Raw genomic sequence first — 15,973 nt, forward strand, 5'->3', positions numbered from 1 at the left:
ACGCAAAACGGCCCGCACCCTGTAAAGAGTGCGGACCGCCCTGCGAAATCAGGCCGTCCGGCGCGCGTGCGCCGAACGCGTGAAATCAGAAGCTTGCCGAGAGGCTCGCGACGATTGCATCGTCGGTGAGGTGCTTGATGCTCGGGCCCTGCGTGTCGACGTAGGACAGGCCGAGATCGACGCCCATCACGCCAACCGAAGCGCCGAGCGACCAGTCGAAGCTGGTGCCGTCGCCCTGGGTGGCCAGGATGCCGTCGGTGTAGCCGAGGTGAGCGACGAACGAGACCGGGGTTTCGGGGATGCCGAAGCCGACGTCGCCGTAGAGGTACAGGTTGTCTTCGTCACCGAGCGACGACTGTTCCCAGGCGTAAGCGACACCGACGGTCACTTCGGCCGGGCCGACAGCGCCGGTCACCGAGGCGTAGGGTTCCCAGTAGTCGCAATTGCAGCCGAAGTCGCCGTCTGCATCGGGGTACAGGTAAACGAGCATGCCGACGTCGACCGAAAGCGATTCGTTGAGCGCGCCGCTCCAACCGCCGTAGATGTCGAGCTCGGTGCTGCCGTAGACCGAACCGGTTTCGTCAAGCGACGAAGCCCAGGTGCCGACATAGAAGCCGCTCGAGTGAGCGACGTCGACGCCGCCCTGGATGGCGAAGTCGCCGCCCGAGAGCGAGACGCCGCGGAAGCGGTAGTCGCTGACGAGTGCAACGTTGGCCGAAACGGAAAGGTCGCTCTCGTCCTGGGCCATCGCCGGAGCGGCGGTCAGTGCGGTACCAGCAAGAACGGTGGCAGCGAAGATGCTGCGGAAAGAAACGGTCATAAAATATCCCTCATTGTTTCCAAGGACCCTCTCCCCTTGAAATACTCCTGCCCGGACATCGTAAGTTGCGTGCCCATGTGCAGGTGCGTAATAAAAATGCTTGGGTCTGCTGCACTGCACAAGTCCAATCTGCGCATCGCGCGAATTCAAATGAATTTGTGTTGATTTTCTGCAACGGTGGCGTTGCCGCACCGCAACCACCGCGACATGATCCGGGGGCGGAATCTTGAGATAGGGCCCTCGAAGCCATAAATGGCAGTTCTCCCGGCCCTGGAAGTGATTTGCATCAAGTGTTGAAAACGATTGGCAACCTGCTTGGAAAGAAGCGTTCGCATCGCGGCGCCGATGCGCGTGGGCCATCGCTTCCCGAAGGTCGCCGCATTTATGCGATCGGCGATATTCACGGCCGCCTCGACCTTTTCGAACAGATGATCGCGCGAATCGAGACCGACGACCGTGAACGCCGCGATGCCGATACGCTCGTGATCCTGCTTGGCGATCTGGTCGATCGCGGGCCGGACAGCGCAGGCGTGATCGCCGCCGCGCGCGATTGGCAGCAAAAACGCGCGGTTCGCGTTTTGACCGGCAATCACGAGGAAATGTTCCTCCGCTCGCTCCACGATGAAGCCGCGCTGCGCCAGTTCCTGCGCTTTGGCGGCAGGGAAACGGTGATGAGCTTCGGACTGACGCCCGAGGAATATCGCACGTTGTCCCACGCGGACGTCATGAAGCAGATCGAACGTATCGTGCCAGCCGACGTGATCGAATGGCTGGAATCGGCAGAGGACATCATCGTCGAAGGCGACTACGTCTTTGCCCACGCGGGCATCGACCCGGCCAGTCCGGTCGACGACCAGTCGCCGTCGGCGCTTCGCTGGATCCGCGAACCTTTCCTAAGCCACGACGAAGCAATGGACGTCTGCGTCGTCCACGGCCACACCATCCGCGACGAGGTCGAGATCCGCCGCGTCGGCGGCTGGCCCAACCGCATCGGCATCGACACCGGCGCCTTCCGCACGGGACGATTGACCGCCCTTGGCTTGCAGGGGAGTGAGCGGTGGGTCATGGAAGCGTCGTAAACCTGATCTAATCGGCCGCCACCGGGCGCAAACAAACCGTGTCGCAGCATCCTGGCGGCCACAGAAATCCTTTAAGGAGGGAATTGCATGAAAATCGCGATGGTGGGCTCTGGCTATGTCGGCCTCGTGTCCGGCGCGTGTTTCGCCGATTTCGGTCACGACGTCGTATGCGTCGACAATGATCCGAAGAAGATCGAAGCGCTCGAAAAAGGCGTGATGCCGATCTACGAGCCCGGCCTTGCCGATCTCGTCACGACCAACGTGCGTGGTGGCAGGCTGTCGTTCTCCAACGATCTCGGCTCCGCCATCGAAGGCGCGCAGGCGATCTTCATCGCCGTCGGCACTCCCAGCCGCCGCGGCGACGGCCATGCCGACCTGACCTACGTTCACCAGGTCGCGCGGGAGATCGCAGAGAAACTGTCCGGCCCTGCAGTGATCGTCACCAAGTCGACCGTCCCCGTCGGCACCGGCGACGAAGTCGAGCGCATCCTGGCGGAAAGCGGCACGCCGCACAGGTTCGCGGTGGTTTCCAATCCCGAATTTTTGCGCGAAGGCGCGGCCATCGGCGATTTCAAGCGCCCCGACCGCATCGTTATCGGCGCCGAGGACGATTTCGGCTGCGACGTGATGAGCGAGGTCTATCGCCCGCTGTTCCTGAACCGCGCGCCGATCCTGTTCACCGGCCGCCGGACCAGCGAGCTGATCAAGTATGCCGGCAACGCGTTCCTTGCCACCAAGATCACTTTCATCAACGAGATGGCCGACCTTTGCGAAAAAGTCGGTGCCAACGTTCAGGACGTGGCGCGCGGCATCGGGCTCGACAACCGCATCGGCGCTAAGTTCCTGCACGCAGGGCCCGGCTATGGCGGTTCGTGCTTCCCCAAGGATACGCTGGCCTTGCTGAAGACGGCGGAGGACTTCGACAGCCCGGTCCGCATCGTCGAGGCGGTGGTGAAAGTGAACGAGGCCCGCAAGCGCGCGATGGGCCGCAAGGTGATCGAGGCGCTGGGCGGATCGGCCGAAGCACGCGGCAAGAAAGTCGCCATGCTGGGCCTGACGTTCAAGCCGAACACCGACGACATGCGCGATTCGCCCGCCATCGCGGTGGCGCAGGCGCTGGACGATGCCGGTGCGGTGGTGACGGCCTATGACCCCGAAGGCATGGAGCTGGCCAAGCCGCTGATGCCGTGGGTCGAGATGAAGGCCAATTCCTACGAGGCGATCGACGGGGCAGATGCCATCGTCATCGTGACCGAATGGGACGCTTTCCGCGCGCTCGACCTCGACCGGGTGAAGTCGATCGCGAGCACTCCGCTGATGGTGGACCTGCGCAATGTCTATGACCCTGCGGACATGGCCGAAAAGGGCTTTACCTATATCGGCGTGGGCCGCGGCTGAACCTGAAGGGGATAATCGCACCGAGGGGCCTGTAAGCCGGGTTCTGTGACGTGGACGGTATGCCATTACGGCACCGTATCCCCGCCGGCAGCCATTCCTCTTGGCCCTGCGTTGCCGCAGGGCTCCAGCAGCCAACCCGGACGATCACGGGGCGAAACACCCCTGCCCTGCACCCATCACCCTAAGGTTCCAGGTCGGGCGCGCCGTCCCTATTCGGCCTTGCTCCGGGTGGGGTTTGCCATGCGGCTTCCGTTGCCGGTCGCCCGGTGCGCTTTTACCGCACCCTTTCACCCTTGCCTGTGCCCCGAAAGGCCATCGGCGGTTTGCTCTCTGTGGCACTGTCCCTTGACGGTCCGAAGACCGCCCGGCGGGCGTTACCCGCCACCCTTGTTTCGTGGAGCCCGGACTTTCCTCGGCACCCCCGTGGGAGGATGACGCGGCTGCCCGGCCCCCCGGTGCGATGTGCTATCTAGCGAGCCCGCGGTCGCGTTCCAAGAGCAATCCGAAAAGGATCGCGCGAACTTCGCCGTCGACCTCGCCATCGATGCGTACGGGGCGGAAGCGGCGCTGGAACGCCTTCACCGCCGCTTTCCCGTCGGCGATGTCGTATCCGAAGCGTTCGAGCGCCAGGTAGAACGAACCGTCGTTGTCGAACGGATCGCCCAGTTCCAGCTTTTCCGGACGGGCCAGCGCCAGCCGAAGTTCGGCCAGCCTTTCCCAATCGAACTTCTCGCCCGGATCGTCCTTGCGCTGGGGCGCGACGTCGGAATGGCCGACGACGTTGGCGCGCGGGATGTCGTGCCGCTTCACGATATCGTTGAGGAGCCGCAGGAGCACCTGCATCTGTTCTTCGGGAAAATCCTGATACCCGTGGGTGTGGCCCGGATTGTCGAGTTCGATGCCGATGCTGGCCGAATTCACGTCGGTATGCCCGCGCCAGTAGGACCGGCCCGCGTGCCAGGCGCGTTTCTCTTCCTCGACCATCTGCACGACCTTGCCGTCGCGCGTGATGCAGTAATGCGCGCTGACCTTGCTGTCGGGGTTGCACATCTTGTCAATGGCTTCGCGCACGTCGGGCATGTCGGTATAGTGCAGCACGACCATCGAGATCGGCAGGGACCGTTCATCGAAATTGGGCGAAGGACAGGCCCAGTCGACGTCGACGCGCGGGCGGAAACGCCGCCGATCAGGCATGGGGCAATATCGCGCCGAGGACGAGGGCATTGTCGCTTTTCGCGTGCTGCACCCCGCCGCCGCAATCGGCCGCGACCAGCCGAACCAGTTCGGCGGGCGCGGTATGCGCGTTCAGTTCATCCATGGCCACGTCCCCGTCCAGCGCCTTGCCGACTTCCGCATCGAAGGCGATCCTCATGCCTTCGGAGCGGATGGCGATTTCATGCGCGGTGCCACTGTCCTCGACCGCGATGGTCACCGTGCCGCCACGCGGCAGCGATTCGATCGCCAGCAACGCGAAATTGAGCAGGACCTTCACCGCCGCCTTGGGCAGCCCTTCGACGCCGATCGTCCATTGCACCTCGATGTCGCGGCCTTCGGCGGCCAGCGCGTCGACCAGTTCGGTAAGGTCCGTGATGGGAAGCTGGGCATCGAAACCGCCTGCGGCACCGAAGGCCAGGCGGAAGAACCGCAGCTTCGTCGCGGTGCGCCGCGCACCTTGGGCCAGAAGGTCGATACACTGTTCGCGCATCGCCGGATCGGTTTCGTCGGCCAGCAGCTCGATCCCGTTCGACATGCCGCCCACGGGCGACAGCAGATCGTGGCAAAGGCGCGAACACATCAGGTTGGCCAGCTGGACCGGATCGCTCATCGCCCGATCCCTCCGGCAACGGTTGGGCCCTGCACGTGCGACGCGGCGGATCGTATCGTTGTCATCATCATCTGGCGACCTTCCATAGCGCCGCCTTGCAGGCTAGGAAAGCCGGGTAAGGAAAGGCTTTTACACGGCCATAACCATACAGGTTCCAGTATCGCAAATAACGGGTGGTAATTCGTTCGGGAAAGGGGTTTTCCATGCGCCTTGCGACAACACTGGCCGCCACGGCGGCATTCCTGCTGTCGGGATGCGGCGATACCGAACAGGCCGAGGGCGAGCGGCTGGACCGGATGAACCTGACCCCGGAACAACGCGAAGTGGCGCAGGCCTTCATCATCGGCATGAAGAAGGATACCGGCCTGCCGATCCTGCGCGGGCGCGATTACGGCTTTGCCGGATGCTATGCCAAGCGCGTGCAGATGCCCGTGAACCTGAAGCGCGCGCACATTGCCTACCTTTCCGACTTTGCGCAGGCGGACAAGGATTATTACGCCTTCTTCGCGCGGATGAACGTCGATGAACAATCGGCGTGGGACCTGTTCCAGCGGTACGAGGCCGCCGAGGAACAATGTTCCGCCGGGGCCATGATGAAGCAGCTTTTGGACTGAGCGTTCGGCAAGCGGTGCCCTGCTTGCGCCGAACCGAAAGTTTCCAATTTATATCAGATAGTTGCGCCGCGTTTGCAACGCGACGAACCGACGCTGCGACGCGCCCGGACGGGGACCGTATCGCCAGTCCGTCCGTTGATTGGATGTAACCGCCCCGCAGGGGGCAAACAGGATGCGGCACACGCTGTCTGCTGCATCTCACGAAGTTTCGAAAGGCAGCTTTCGAGGAGAACCAATCATGGCACAACGTTATGAACGTCGCCCGCAATACAACGAATACGAAACCCGTCAGGCAGAGCAGTTCGACGAACGCTCGATGAGCCAGGCAGGCGAAACCGCCACGTACGAACGCGAAAATTCGCGCGGACAGTATGGCGATTTCGACTACCGCGATGAACGCCGCAGCCCGGAAATGAGCCGCCAGCGCAGCCGTGACGACTACCGTGGTGAGAGCCGCGCATTCGACGACCAGACCGTCGGCTACACCGGTGACAGGTATCGCAACCGCGGATCGGAATATGGCCGCTTTACCGGCGAAAGCTATGGCGGACGCGACTACGCCTATTCCACCGATCCCTATTACGCCTACGGCTCGACCATGGGCTATCCGGGTGCCGCCGCCGGCTCCGGTTATGGCCGCGACTATCGTGAACACGGTTATGGCAACGATCGCGGATTCTTCGAAAAGGCCGGTGACGAGATCGCAAGCTGGTTCGGCGACGACGATGCGGCCCGCCGCCGCGAAATGGATCACCGGGGCGTAGGCCCGCAGGGGTACAGCCGCTCTGACGAGCGTATTCTGGAAGACGTCTGCGACCATCTGACCGAAGACCGCTACGTCGATGCAAGCGACATCACCGTGACGGTCAAGGATCGCGAGGTTACGCTTGACGGTACGGTCCAGAACAAGGGCGCCAAGCGCCGTGCAGAAGACCGTGCAGACTATGTGACCGGTGTAAACCACGTGCAGAACAACCTGCGCGTATCCAGCCGGACCACTTACGAAACGACTCCGCGACAGGAGACGACCTCGTAAGAAGGCTCGAAATTATTGAACGAGAAGAGGTCCCGTCCGGGGCCTCTTTTCTTATGGGCAAAGCGCGGCAAAGCCATCGGGCCTGTCCCGCCACCAGCTTACGCGCCCATCCGCCGCGATCGCCCAGATCCGACCGTCACCCGCGGCCATCGCGCAGTCTGTAGCCGACGGCTCGGCCAGGCCCGTGGGGTGCGAATGGTAATAGCCCACCACTTGCGCCCCGCCCGCTCGCGCCGCCTTGTGCGCGCCGATCAGGGCGGCGGGATCGATCTCGAAATGGCGGGAGGGATCGGGATGGACGTTCGTGGCGGGCAAGGCTCGTTCGACGCAGCCGTCATGGCCCAGCAAGATGCCGCAGCATTCATGCGGGTGCGCGCTGGCTGCTTGGGCCAGAATAAGGTCGATCACCTCGCTTGCCACTTCGATGTCCATCACCCATCTAGCTAGCCATGGGGGACGGCAATGTCATTCGCGGCGTTATCGAAGGCGGTGGGCAGCGGCTCGACAAGGCGCTGGCCGACCTGACCGACCTTTCGCGCGAACGGGTAAAGGCGCTGATCGGCGAAGGGCGTGTAACCATCGGCGGCGTGCCTGCGAAAAGCACTTCGATGAAGCCTGCCGCCGGAACCCTTTTTGCCATCGAAGTGCCCGAAGCCGCCCCGGCAGAGGCGGTGCCGCAGGACATTCCCCTGAACGTCGTTCACGAGGACGACGACCTGATCGTCATCGACAAGCCGGCGGGCATGGTCGTGCACCCCGCCGCCGGTAATCCCGACGGGACGCTGGTAAACGCCCTGCTGCACCACTGCGCGGGGCGACTCTCGGGCATCGGCGGTGTCGCCCGCCCCGGCATCGTGCACCGCATCGACAAGGATACCTCGGGCCTGCTGGTCGTCGCGAAGAGCGATGCGGCGCACGAAGGGCTGGCGCGGCAATTTGCCGAACACTCGCTGGAACGGGCCTACAAGGCCGTGGTGAAAGGGCATCCCATGCCCTCTTCGGGCACGATTGCCGGCATGATCGGACGCAGCGACCGCGACCGCAAGAAGATGGCCGTGCTGGACGATGATTCCAGCCGCGGCAAACATGCCGTCACGCACTATTCCACGCTGTCGCGACTCGACGGTTCCGCGCTGGCCGAATGCAGGCTGGAAACGGGCAGAACCCACCAGATCCGCGTTCACATGGCGTCAATTGGTCATGCGCTATTAGGGGACCCTGTCTATGGACGACCCGATTCGCGCCTCAGACCGCTGCTTCAGCGGCTTTCGTTCACCCGCCAGGCCCTTCATGCGGCCGTTCTCGGCTTCATCCATCCCGTCACTGGCGATCGATTGCATTTTTCCAGCGAGATTCCGCATGACATGCGGGAACTGATCGACGCTCTCGGTTTTAGAGATTGAGAGAATGATCGACACTTCGAACGTAAACGGGTCTATAAAGAAAGTACGTGACCTGCACATGCGGATGCCCAGCAGGGGTCGGCAAACCGTAGGTCGACGATAGAAAGGTTCGGTAAGAGAAGTGAGCACGACAACCAAGAGCACTATCCCGGCACTCGGCGGAGAGCAGAGCCTCAACCGCTACCTGTCCGAGATCAAGAAATTCCCGGTGCTTAAGCCCGAGCAGGAATACATGCTCGCCAAGCGCTATCAGGAACACGAGGACCCCGAGGCCGCGGCCCAGCTCGTGACGAGCCACCTGCGCCTCGTCGCCAAGATCGCGATGGGCTATCGCGGCTACGGCCTCCCCGTGTCCGACCTCATTTCCGAAGGCAATGTCGGCCTGATGCAGGGCGTGAAGAAGTTCGAGCCTGATCGCGGCTTCCGCCTCGCGACTTACGCGATGTGGTGGATCAAGGCCTCGATCCAGGAATATATCCTGCGCTCGTGGTCCCTGGTAAAGATGGGCACCACCGCGGCCCAGAAGAAGCTGTTCTTCAACTTGCGCCGCATGAAGAAGAACCTCGAGGCTTTCGAGGACACGGACCTGCACCCCGACGACGTTACCAAGATCGCGACCGATCTCGGCGTGCCAGAGCAGGAGGTGGTCAACATGAACCGCCGCATGCTCATGGGCGGCGATGCCTCGCTGAATGTCTCCATGCGCTCGGACGAGGAAGGTTCGGGCCAGTGGCAGGACTGGCTGACCGACGATCGCCCGCTGCAGGACGAAACCGTCGCCGATGCCGAGGAAAAGCAGGTCCGTCACGACATGCTGGTCGAAGCGATGGATGTCCTGAACGACCGCGAAAAGCACATTCTGGCCGAACGCCGGCTCAGCGAGAACCCGCAGACTCTGGAAGAGCTCAGCCAGGTTTACGACGTCAGCCGCGAACGCATTCGCCAGATCGAGGTTCGCGCCTTCGAAAAGGTGCAAAAGGCGATGCAGCGCATCGTCGGCGAAAGGCTGATGCCTGCGAGCGCCTGACTTTTGCGCGACATGAAAATCGGGCGGCGGCGGTGGATTATCGCCGCCGCCCTTTTCGTATCCGCATTCTGGCCCCGCCTGTTCGATTTCGACGATCTGCCGTCAGAGGCGCCGGAGGGATACCGCGAAGAAGCGGTACAGACCTTCTGGCTGATGCATGACAACCCGGTCGAACGGGCGTGGTTCGGCCTGATGGCACAGGCCTTCATCGTCCACGACTGGCGGATCGATCCGGGAAGCTGCGATGCAGGCAGCACGACCTGGCCCGCGTTTCGCGATACGCGCACGACGCTGACCGTGCTGGGCCCATGGGGCATCCCGATCGCGCGCGATGCTATCACTTGCGGCGGTGCAGGATGGCACCGCGAAGCCGGTTTCGTCGCCGAACTGCCCGGCCTCGACACCGCTCCGCGCCCGGACGGTGCATCACGGAACGAGCCTCCACCCGCCCCGCCGCTGCCTCCTCCTCCGCCCACGCCCTGACCGTCGCCGGGAACCAGCGCGGATTTCACCGGTAAATCGCCTTATGGATGAATCGTTCTTCGGCATTTCCGCGTATCACGTGCTTCTGGTCGGCTGCGGATTGGTCATCATCATCGCGTTCTGGATTCCGCGCTTCATGCGGGACCGAGAGCCTTCGTCCTCGGGTCTGCTGATCCTTGGCGGGCTGGCCGTCTTCGGCATCCTGCCGGGCGTGCCGGAAGTCTTCTCTCCGATGGAGCGGACGGGCTTTTGGGAATATTCGTCCGAATTCGCCGTCATCGCCGCCTTGTTCGGAACGGGGATGCGGCTTGACCGGATCGTCGGCAAAGGACTTTGGACACCGACGATAAGGCTGCTCGTCATCGCCATGCCGCTGTGCATCGCGGCGGTCTGCGTGCTCGGCTATGCGCTGGGGCTGACCGCGGCGGGTGCGATCCTGCTGGCCGCAGTCCTTGCCCCCACCGATCCGGTCCTTGCCGCCGATGTCCAGGTCGGCCCGCCGGGCGAAGGCGGCGAACACCCGATCCGCTATGCCCTGACGACAGAGGCCGGCCTCAACGACGGTCTGGCCTTTCCGTTCGTCTATCTGGCCCTGTTCGCCGGTACGCTCGGCCTCAACCTCGCCGAATGGGGCTGGGAATGGTTCTCGCTCTATTTCGTTTACAAGATCGCGGTCGGCGTCCTTGCGGGCATCGCGGCAGGGTGGATCCTTGGCAAGGTCATCTTCAGCCTGCCGAGAAGCAATCCCCTGTCCGATTCGGGCAGCGGGGTCATCGCGCTGGCGGGCCTGCTGTTCACCTACGGCGCGACCGAACTGATCGAAGGATACGGCTTCATCGCGGCCTTCATCATGGGCCTGACCCTGCGCCGGGTTGAGGTGGAGCACGAGTACCACGCCCGCCTTCACGCCTTTTCCGAGGCGCTGGAACACGCCGTCACGGCAATCCTGCTGGTGCTGTTCGGCGGCGCCTTGCCGGTGCTGCTGCCCTATCTGTCTTGGCAGCACGCACTGATCGGGATCGCGCTGATATTCGTGATCCGCCCTGCCTTCGGGATGCTGTCGCTGATCGGCACGAACATGTCGCTCAAACATCGGGGCGTCGTGGCGTTTTACGGCGTTCGCGGAATCGGTTCGATCTACTACCTCGCCTATGCCGCCGGAACCTTGCAGTTCGTGAACGAAGGAGACCTGTGGGCCGCGATCGCCTTTACCATCCTGCTGTCGACACTGGTCCACGGGTTCAGCGCCGGAACCGTGGTCAACGCAGCGACCCGCACCGACGAAAAGGCCGAACGGACAGCATGACCGAACGCCGCGACATTCGGCCTCTCGGCCCGCTATGCACCGGCACGCCGATTGGCTATTAGCCCGCGCATGGCCAAGGCAAAGTCGCGCGGGCTTGGCGCGCGCATCTTCATCTTTCTGTTCAAGCTCGCCCTCGCGCTCGTCCTGCTCAGCGTGCTTTGGGTCCTGCTCTATCGGATCGTTCCGGTGCCGGTCACGGCGACGATGCTGATGGACGAAAACGGCATCACCAAGGACTGGGAACCGCTGTCCGACATCGATCGCGACATGGTTCGCGCCGTCATCGCGGCAGAGGACGGCAAGTTCTGCGAGCATTCCGGATTCGACCGCGAGGCGATCGAGAAAGCCATGCAGCAGAACGCGCAGGGCGGACGTATCCGTGGCGGCTCCACGATCAGCCAGCAGACCGCCAAGAACACCTTCCTGTGGCAGGACGGCGGCTATTTCCGCAAAGGGCTGGAAGCCTGGTTCACGTTCCTGATCGAGAACCTTTGGGGCAAGCGGCGGATCATGGAAGTCTATCTCAACGTCGCGGAAACCGGCATCGGGACTTACGGGGTCGAGGCAGGGTCAATGCGCTATTTCAACCATTCCGCCGACCGGTTGAGCACGACCGAAGCCGCGCGCATGGCTGCCGCCCTGCCGCTGCCGAAGAAGCGTTCGGTCAAGAACCCTTCGGGCTGGCTGGCCCGCCACGGCAATACGATTCGCGCGCGTATCGGCGTCGTGGCACGTGACGGCCTCGATTCCTGCGTCTACGAGTAACTCCATGGGCGCAGGGCATCATCATTCGCATGCACATGGGCATTCGCACGGGCACGATCATGCCCCCGCCGATTTCGGCAAGGCCTTCGCGATCGGCGTCGCGCTCAACACCGGCTTCGTCGTCATCGAGGCGCTGGCAGGCTTCATCTATGGCTCGATGGCGCTCGTCGCCGATGCAGGGCATAACCTTTCGGACGTCCTCTCGCTGCTGATCGCCTGGGGGGCGAGCGCGCTGGCCAAGCGGCCCCCTTCGGCCCGGTTCACGTATGGCCTGAAATCCAGCTCGATCCTCGCCGCGATGGCCAATGCCGCGCTGCTTCTGGTCGCACTGGGCGCGATCACGGTCGAAACCCTGCGCCGCCTGTTCGATCCCGCACCGGTCGAACCCGGCCCGATCATGATCGTTGCCGCCATCGGCATCGTCATCAACACCGTCACCGCGCTGATGTTCATGCGCGGGCGCAAGGGCGATCTCAACATTCGCGGGGCCTATCTGCACATGGTGGCCGATGCCGCGGTTTCGGCGGGCGTGGTCGTCGCGGGCCTGCTGATCTGGCTCACGGGGATGGCATGGATCGATCCCGTCACATCGCTCGTCATCGTGGCGATTATTGCTGTGGGCACCTGGGGCCTCTTGAAGGACAGCGTAAAAATGGGCCTCCACGCCGTTCCCGACGGCATCGACGAGGCTTCGGTGCGCGAAGACCTCGCCGGACTGCCGGGTGTCAGCAGTGTGCACGATCTCCACATCTGGCCGATGAGCACGACCGAGACCGCACTGACCGCGCATCTCGTCATGCCTGCCGGTCATCCGGGCGACGTGTTCCTGCACGAAGTGGCCGAACGCCTGCACGACAAGTTCGGCATCGAACACGCGACGATCCAGCTCGAAACCAATGCCGAGGCCTGCGCCCTGCACCACGATCACGTCGTTTGACGGGGCAAGGTCATGACAAATGCTGCCATCGTCTTGCGGCGGGTCAGGCTCTAACGTAAGTTAATCCCCGTTCCGGCAGGCTTTTCCCGGAACAAGGGGGGATATGAAAAGCGACCGTATCAAGAATATCGCGCTGCGCGTGGGGGTCGTCATAGGCATTATCGCATGCCTTTTGACGATATTCGTGAACCTGGCATCGCTGCGTTGTTTCAACGCCATTTTCGATTCCGTGTGCAGCGTGCAGACCACGCGCAATGTCGTCGCGCTGACGTTTTCGGACGGGCCTGACGAGGGCACGGTCAACGAAGTCCTGCCCGTTCTGGCAAGCCGCGATGCCAAGGCAACCTTCTTCCTGTCGGGCCAAAAGGTGGCGAACGCCATCCCCGCGACAAAGCGACTGCTTGCCGCGGGGCATGAGGTGGGCAACCTCGGCTATTCGAACCAGGTGATGGAGGACCGGACGCAGTCGTTCCACCAGGCGGAAATAATGCAGACGGACAAGCTGCTGCGCGATGCGGGCGTCGAAAATCCGAACCTGTTCCGCCCGCCATACGGCATTCGTTCGGTCGGGCTTTTGTGGGAACTGCATTCGGCCGACTACAAGCTGGTCATGTGGAACGTGTCCGACAACGGAAAGCGGGAGGCACCGCCCGAAGCGCTCGCCAACGCCATCGTCGCGCAGTCGGGGCCGGGCTCGATCATCATGCTTCACGCGCTCGATGCAGGTGACGACAACAGCCGCGCGGCCTTGCCGCTGATCCTCGACGGCCTGGCCGAAAAGGGGCTGAAGGTCGTGACGGTCAGCGAACTTCTGGAAGCCAAGGGCAAGTAACACCGCCATTGCCGCCCAAACGCAAACGGCGCGCCCCGATGGGACGCGCCGTTCGTGTTTTTACGCGAAGCTTTGGTCAGCCGGTCAGGCCGCGGCTTCCTTGCCCTTGTGGACCTGAACGGGTTCCTTGCGGCCCTCGACCACGTCCTTGTCGACGACGACTTCCGATACGCCTTCCAGCGTCGGCAGGTCGAACATCGTGTCGAGCAGGATCGCCTCGACGATCGAGCGAAGGCCGCGTGCGCCGGTCTTGCGCTTGATCGCCTTCTTGGCAACCGCCTCAAGTGCGTCGTCGGTGAAGGTCAGGACAACGTCCTCAAGCTCGAACAGCTTCTGGTACTGCTTGACCAGCGCGTTCTTCGGCTCGCTCAGGATCTTCACCAGCGCCGCGACGTCGAGGTCTTCCAGCGTGGCGATGACCGGCAGACGGCCGACGAATTCGGGGATCAGGCCGAATTTCAGCAGGTCTTCGGGTTCCGCCTTCGAAAGCAGTTCGCCGATCTGGCGCTTTTCCGGATCGGCGACATGGGCGCCGAAACCGATCGAACGCTTCTGAAGACGATCCGAGATCAGCTTTTCGAGACCCGCGAAAGCGCCGCCGCAGATGAACAGGATGTTCGTCGTGTCCACCTGCAGGAATTCCTGCTGCGGATGCTTGCGCCCACCCTGCGGCGGGACGGAGGCGGTGGTGCCTTCCATCAGCTTCAGCAGGGCCTGCTGCACACCCTCGCCCGACACGTCGCGCGTGATCGAGGGGTTTTCGGCCTTGCGGGTGATCTTGTCGATCTCGTCGATGTAGACGATCCCGTGCTGCGCCTTCTCGACGTTGTAGTCGCTGGACTGCAGCAGTTTCAGGATGATGTTCTCGACGTCTTCACCAACGTAACCGGCCTCGGTCAGCGTGGTGGCGTCGGCCATCGTGAACGGAACATCGAACGTGCGTGCCAGCGTCTGGGCCAGCAGCGTCTTGCCCGAACCAGTCGGGCCGACCAGCAGGATGTTCGACTTCGCCAATTCGACGTCGTTCGATTTGCCCGCGTGCTTCAACCGCTTGTAGTGGTTATGCACAGCCACCGAGAGCACGCGTTTCGCGCGGTCCTGGCCGATGACGTAATCGTTCAAGGTCGCGAAGATTTCCGACGGAGGCGGCACGCCGCCATCCTTCTTACCGGCGATACCGGCCTTCGTTTCCTCGCGGATGATGTCGTTGCAAAGCTCGACGCATTCATCACAGATGAAGACGGTCGGCCCCGCGATCAGCTTACGCACCTCGTGCTGCGACTTGCCGCAGAAGCTGCAATAGAGAGTGCTCTTGCTGTCAGTTCCACTGACTTTGGTCATATTCCATCCTGAAGCGTCCGGACTCGGACGACATTATCGAATTTACGCGCGCATGGTCGAGAATCAACCATTACGCAAAAGTGCTCCGACACAAGGTGCATAACTGCAACGCCCTGTCGAAGCGGTTAATCATACGAGGCCGCGCCCCTGCCCCCATTCGGGACAGGTGGCGCCGCGCGCCTGAACCGTGAGGTTAAGCCTGGTCAGCCTTCGCCGCTTTCGGCGTCGGTCCGGCTCACGAAGACCTTGTCGACCAGCCCGAATTCCTTGGCCTCGTCGGCTTCAAGGAAGGTGTCGCGGTCCATCGCCTTCTCGATCGTTTCGAGATCCTTGCCGGTGTACTTGACATAAAGGTCGTTCATCCGGCGGCGGATGCGAAGGATTTCGCGGGCCTGAATCTCGATGTCCGATGCCATGCCGCGCGCACCGCCCGAAGGCTGGTGGATCATGATGCGGGCATTGGGAAGCGCGATGCGCATGCCCGGTTCGCCCGCGGCGAGCAGGAAGCTGCCCATCGATGCGGCCTGGCCGATGCACACGGTGGAAACGCGCGGCTTGATGTACTGCATGGTGTCATGGATCGCCATGCCCGCCGTGACGACACCGCCCGGCGAGTTGATGTACATCGAGATGTCCTTGGTGCTGTCTTCCGATTCGAGAAACAGCAGCTGCGCCACGATGAGCGAGGCCATGGTGTCCTCCACCTGGCCGGTCACGAACACAATGCGTTCGCGCAGCAGGCGCGAGAAGATGTCGAAGCTGCGTTCGCCGCGGCTCGTCTGCTCGACGACGACGGGCACGAGGGCACCGGTTGCGGGATCGATATCGAATTTACCCTGGGCGGATTCGGAGCGGGTGCCAAACAGGTCGAGCATGGAGGTCCTCATGATGTTGCCCGCCCTATGTCGCCACTAGGCCCGGTATGTTCAAGGGGATTCGTCCCTGTCGGGATAAGTCGTATCAGGGCAGCACGTTACCGGCCACGGCGATCGTTTATTCCCTGACTTCAGGGCCACCTGCTGCCGCACCGGAGCGGGCCGCAAAAGGAAAGGGCCGGAGAAGGCATGTACCTTCCCCGGCCCTTTGATCCTGTCGCCAATGGCGCAG

The 15,973-nt window shown here is 62.8% G+C and carries 17 protein-coding genes and 1 other RNA gene; 11 read left to right on the forward strand and 7 right to left on the reverse strand.

Annotated elements, in window-relative coordinates; all coding sequences use genetic code 11:
- Window positions 1-85: 85 nt before the first annotated feature.
- On the reverse strand, window positions 86-820 hold the full coding sequence (locus FAX90_RS12455) for a TorF family putative porin (RefSeq protein WP_144097719.1): 735 nt from the start codon (window positions 818-820) through the stop codon (window positions 86-88).
- Window positions 821-1,110: 290 nt separating this feature from the next.
- On the opposite strand from FAX90_RS12455, the gene FAX90_RS12460 reads away from it, so the two are divergent.
- Both FAX90_RS12460 and FAX90_RS12465 read left to right on the forward strand, forming a co-directional pair.
- Window positions 1,111-1,899, forward strand: coding sequence for a metallophosphoesterase family protein (locus FAX90_RS12460; RefSeq protein ID WP_420810976.1), 789 nt, complete (start codon window positions 1,111-1,113; stop codon window positions 1,897-1,899).
- An 87-nt stretch (window positions 1,900-1,986) separates the two neighbouring features.
- Window positions 1,987-3,297, forward strand: coding sequence for a UDP-glucose dehydrogenase family protein (locus tag FAX90_RS12465; protein ID WP_144097720.1), 1,311 nt, complete (start codon window positions 1,987-1,989; stop codon window positions 3,295-3,297).
- Between the two features lie 16 nt (window positions 3,298-3,313).
- On the opposite strand, the gene rnpB is transcribed toward FAX90_RS12465, so the two are convergent.
- From rnpB to FAX90_RS12480, 3 genes are all read right to left on the reverse strand, one after another.
- Window positions 3,314-3,753, reverse strand: an RNA gene (gene rnpB, locus FAX90_RS12470) — RNase P RNA component class A.
- Between the two features lie 9 nt (window positions 3,754-3,762).
- On the reverse strand, window positions 3,763-4,491 hold the full coding sequence (locus tag FAX90_RS12475) for an N-acetylmuramoyl-L-alanine amidase (RefSeq protein WP_144097721.1): 729 nt from the start codon (window positions 4,489-4,491) through the stop codon (window positions 3,763-3,765).
- Window positions 4,484-5,122, reverse strand: coding sequence for a histidine phosphotransferase family protein (locus FAX90_RS12480; protein ID WP_144097722.1), 639 nt, complete (start codon window positions 5,120-5,122; stop codon window positions 4,484-4,486). The genes FAX90_RS12475 and FAX90_RS12480 overlap by 8 nt, the downstream gene beginning before the upstream one ends.
- A gap of 203 nt (window positions 5,123-5,325) precedes the next feature.
- Here FAX90_RS12480 and FAX90_RS12485 point away from each other — a divergent pair, with 203 nt between their 5' ends.
- Together FAX90_RS12485 and FAX90_RS12490 are read left to right on the forward strand one after the other, a co-directional pair.
- Window positions 5,326-5,736: a hypothetical protein gene (locus FAX90_RS12485; RefSeq protein ID WP_144097723.1), complete on the forward strand. Its 411-nt coding sequence runs from the start codon at window positions 5,326-5,328 to the stop codon at window positions 5,734-5,736.
- 238 nt (window positions 5,737-5,974) lie between these two features.
- Entirely contained in the window at window positions 5,975-6,772 is a 798-nt protein-coding gene (locus tag FAX90_RS12490) for a BON domain-containing protein (protein ID WP_205700685.1), read from the forward strand.
- A gap of 51 nt (window positions 6,773-6,823) precedes the next feature.
- Here FAX90_RS12490 and FAX90_RS12495 read toward each other — a convergent pair whose 3' ends face one another.
- Window positions 6,824-7,204, reverse strand: a complete 381-nt coding sequence (locus FAX90_RS12495; protein ID WP_144097724.1) for a M67 family metallopeptidase — start codon at window positions 7,202-7,204, stop codon at window positions 6,824-6,826.
- 17 nt (window positions 7,205-7,221) lie between these two features.
- Here FAX90_RS12495 and FAX90_RS12500 point away from each other — a divergent pair, with 17 nt between their 5' ends.
- The 7 genes from FAX90_RS12500 to FAX90_RS12530 all read left to right on the forward strand — a co-directional run bounded on the left by FAX90_RS12500 (window position 7,222) and on the right by FAX90_RS12530 (window position 13,525).
- Window positions 7,222-8,175 carry an RluA family pseudouridine synthase gene (locus FAX90_RS12500; RefSeq protein WP_144097725.1) on the forward strand — a complete coding sequence of 318 codons (954 nt, stop codon included), beginning with the start codon at window positions 7,222-7,224 and terminating at the stop codon, window positions 8,173-8,175.
- 145 nt (window positions 8,176-8,320) lie between these two features.
- Window positions 8,321-9,202, forward strand: a complete 882-nt coding sequence (rpoH, locus tag FAX90_RS12505; protein WP_420810981.1) for an RNA polymerase sigma factor RpoH — start codon at window positions 8,321-8,323, stop codon at window positions 9,200-9,202.
- A 12-nt stretch (window positions 9,203-9,214) separates the two neighbouring features.
- Complete coding sequence (locus tag FAX90_RS12510) at window positions 9,215-9,685, forward strand: hypothetical protein (protein WP_144097727.1); 471 nt, start codon at window positions 9,215-9,217, stop codon at window positions 9,683-9,685.
- 43 nt (window positions 9,686-9,728) lie between these two features.
- Window positions 9,729-10,991, forward strand: a complete 1,263-nt coding sequence (locus FAX90_RS12515) for a cation:proton antiporter (RefSeq protein WP_144097728.1) — start codon at window positions 9,729-9,731, stop codon at window positions 10,989-10,991.
- A 69-nt stretch (window positions 10,992-11,060) separates the two neighbouring features.
- Window positions 11,061-11,756, forward strand: coding sequence for a monofunctional biosynthetic peptidoglycan transglycosylase (mtgA, locus tag FAX90_RS12520; protein ID WP_144097729.1), 696 nt, complete (start codon window positions 11,061-11,063; stop codon window positions 11,754-11,756).
- 4 nt (window positions 11,757-11,760) lie between these two features.
- Window positions 11,761-12,693 carry a cation diffusion facilitator family transporter gene (locus tag FAX90_RS12525; RefSeq protein WP_144097730.1) on the forward strand — a complete coding sequence of 311 codons (933 nt, stop codon included), beginning with the start codon at window positions 11,761-11,763 and terminating at the stop codon, window positions 12,691-12,693.
- Window positions 12,694-12,796: 103 nt separating this feature from the next.
- Window positions 12,797-13,525: a polysaccharide deacetylase family protein gene (locus FAX90_RS12530; protein WP_144097731.1), complete on the forward strand. Its 729-nt coding sequence runs from the start codon at window positions 12,797-12,799 to the stop codon at window positions 13,523-13,525.
- Between the two features lie 84 nt (window positions 13,526-13,609).
- Here FAX90_RS12530 and clpX read toward each other — a convergent pair whose 3' ends face one another.
- Both clpX and clpP read right to left on the reverse strand, forming a co-directional pair.
- Entirely contained in the window at window positions 13,610-14,866 is a 1,257-nt protein-coding gene (gene clpX, locus FAX90_RS12535; protein WP_144097732.1) for an ATP-dependent Clp protease ATP-binding subunit ClpX, read from the reverse strand.
- A gap of 203 nt (window positions 14,867-15,069) precedes the next feature.
- The gene (gene clpP / locus FAX90_RS12540) at window positions 15,070-15,741 is read right to left on the reverse strand and encodes an ATP-dependent Clp endopeptidase proteolytic subunit ClpP (protein ID WP_144097877.1); all 672 of its coding nucleotides are present in this window, start codon (window positions 15,739-15,741) and stop codon (window positions 15,070-15,072) included.
- Window positions 15,742-15,973: the final 232 nt, after the last annotated feature.

Source organism: Croceicoccus sediminis (assembly GCF_007570835.1).
GTDB classification, from domain to species: domain Bacteria; phylum Pseudomonadota; class Alphaproteobacteria; order Sphingomonadales; family Sphingomonadaceae; genus Croceicoccus; species Croceicoccus sediminis.

Bases quoted from the DNA above. Each gene is read 5' to 3' on its own strand.
- FAX90_RS12500 (WP_144097725.1), top strand. From the start codon at position 7,222: ATGGGGGACGGCAATGTCATTCGCGGCGTTATCGAAGGCGGTGGGCAG.
- clpP (WP_144097877.1), bottom strand. From the start codon at position 15,741: ATGCTCGACCTGTTTGGCACCCGCTCCGAATCCGCCCAGGGTAAATTC.
- clpX (WP_144097732.1), bottom strand. From the start codon at position 14,866: ATGACCAAAGTCAGTGGAACTGACAGCAAGAGCACTCTCTATTGCAGC.
- FAX90_RS12515 (WP_144097728.1), top strand. From the start codon at position 9,729: ATGGATGAATCGTTCTTCGGCATTTCCGCGTATCACGTGCTTCTGGTC.
- FAX90_RS12480 (WP_144097722.1), bottom strand. From the start codon at position 5,122: ATGAGCGATCCGGTCCAGCTGGCCAACCTGATGTGTTCGCGCCTTTGC.
- FAX90_RS12465 (WP_144097720.1), top strand. From the start codon at position 1,987: ATGAAAATCGCGATGGTGGGCTCTGGCTATGTCGGCCTCGTGTCCGGC.
- FAX90_RS12455 (WP_144097719.1), bottom strand. From the start codon at position 820: ATGACCGTTTCTTTCCGCAGCATCTTCGCTGCCACCGTTCTTGCTGGT.
- FAX90_RS12530 (WP_144097731.1), top strand. From the start codon at position 12,797: ATGAAAAGCGACCGTATCAAGAATATCGCGCTGCGCGTGGGGGTCGTC.
- FAX90_RS12485 (WP_144097723.1), top strand. From the start codon at position 5,326: ATGCGCCTTGCGACAACACTGGCCGCCACGGCGGCATTCCTGCTGTCG.
- FAX90_RS12495 (WP_144097724.1), bottom strand. From the start codon at position 7,204: ATGGACATCGAAGTGGCAAGCGAGGTGATCGACCTTATTCTGGCCCAA.
- FAX90_RS12525 (WP_144097730.1), top strand. From the start codon at position 11,761: ATGGGCGCAGGGCATCATCATTCGCATGCACATGGGCATTCGCACGGG.
- FAX90_RS12490 (WP_205700685.1), top strand. From the start codon at position 5,975: ATGGCACAACGTTATGAACGTCGCCCGCAATACAACGAATACGAAACC.
- FAX90_RS12510 (WP_144097727.1), top strand. From the start codon at position 9,215: ATGAAAATCGGGCGGCGGCGGTGGATTATCGCCGCCGCCCTTTTCGTA.
- FAX90_RS12475 (WP_144097721.1), bottom strand. From the start codon at position 4,491: ATGCCTGATCGGCGGCGTTTCCGCCCGCGCGTCGACGTCGACTGGGCC.
- mtgA (WP_144097729.1), top strand. From the start codon at position 11,061: ATGGCCAAGGCAAAGTCGCGCGGGCTTGGCGCGCGCATCTTCATCTTT.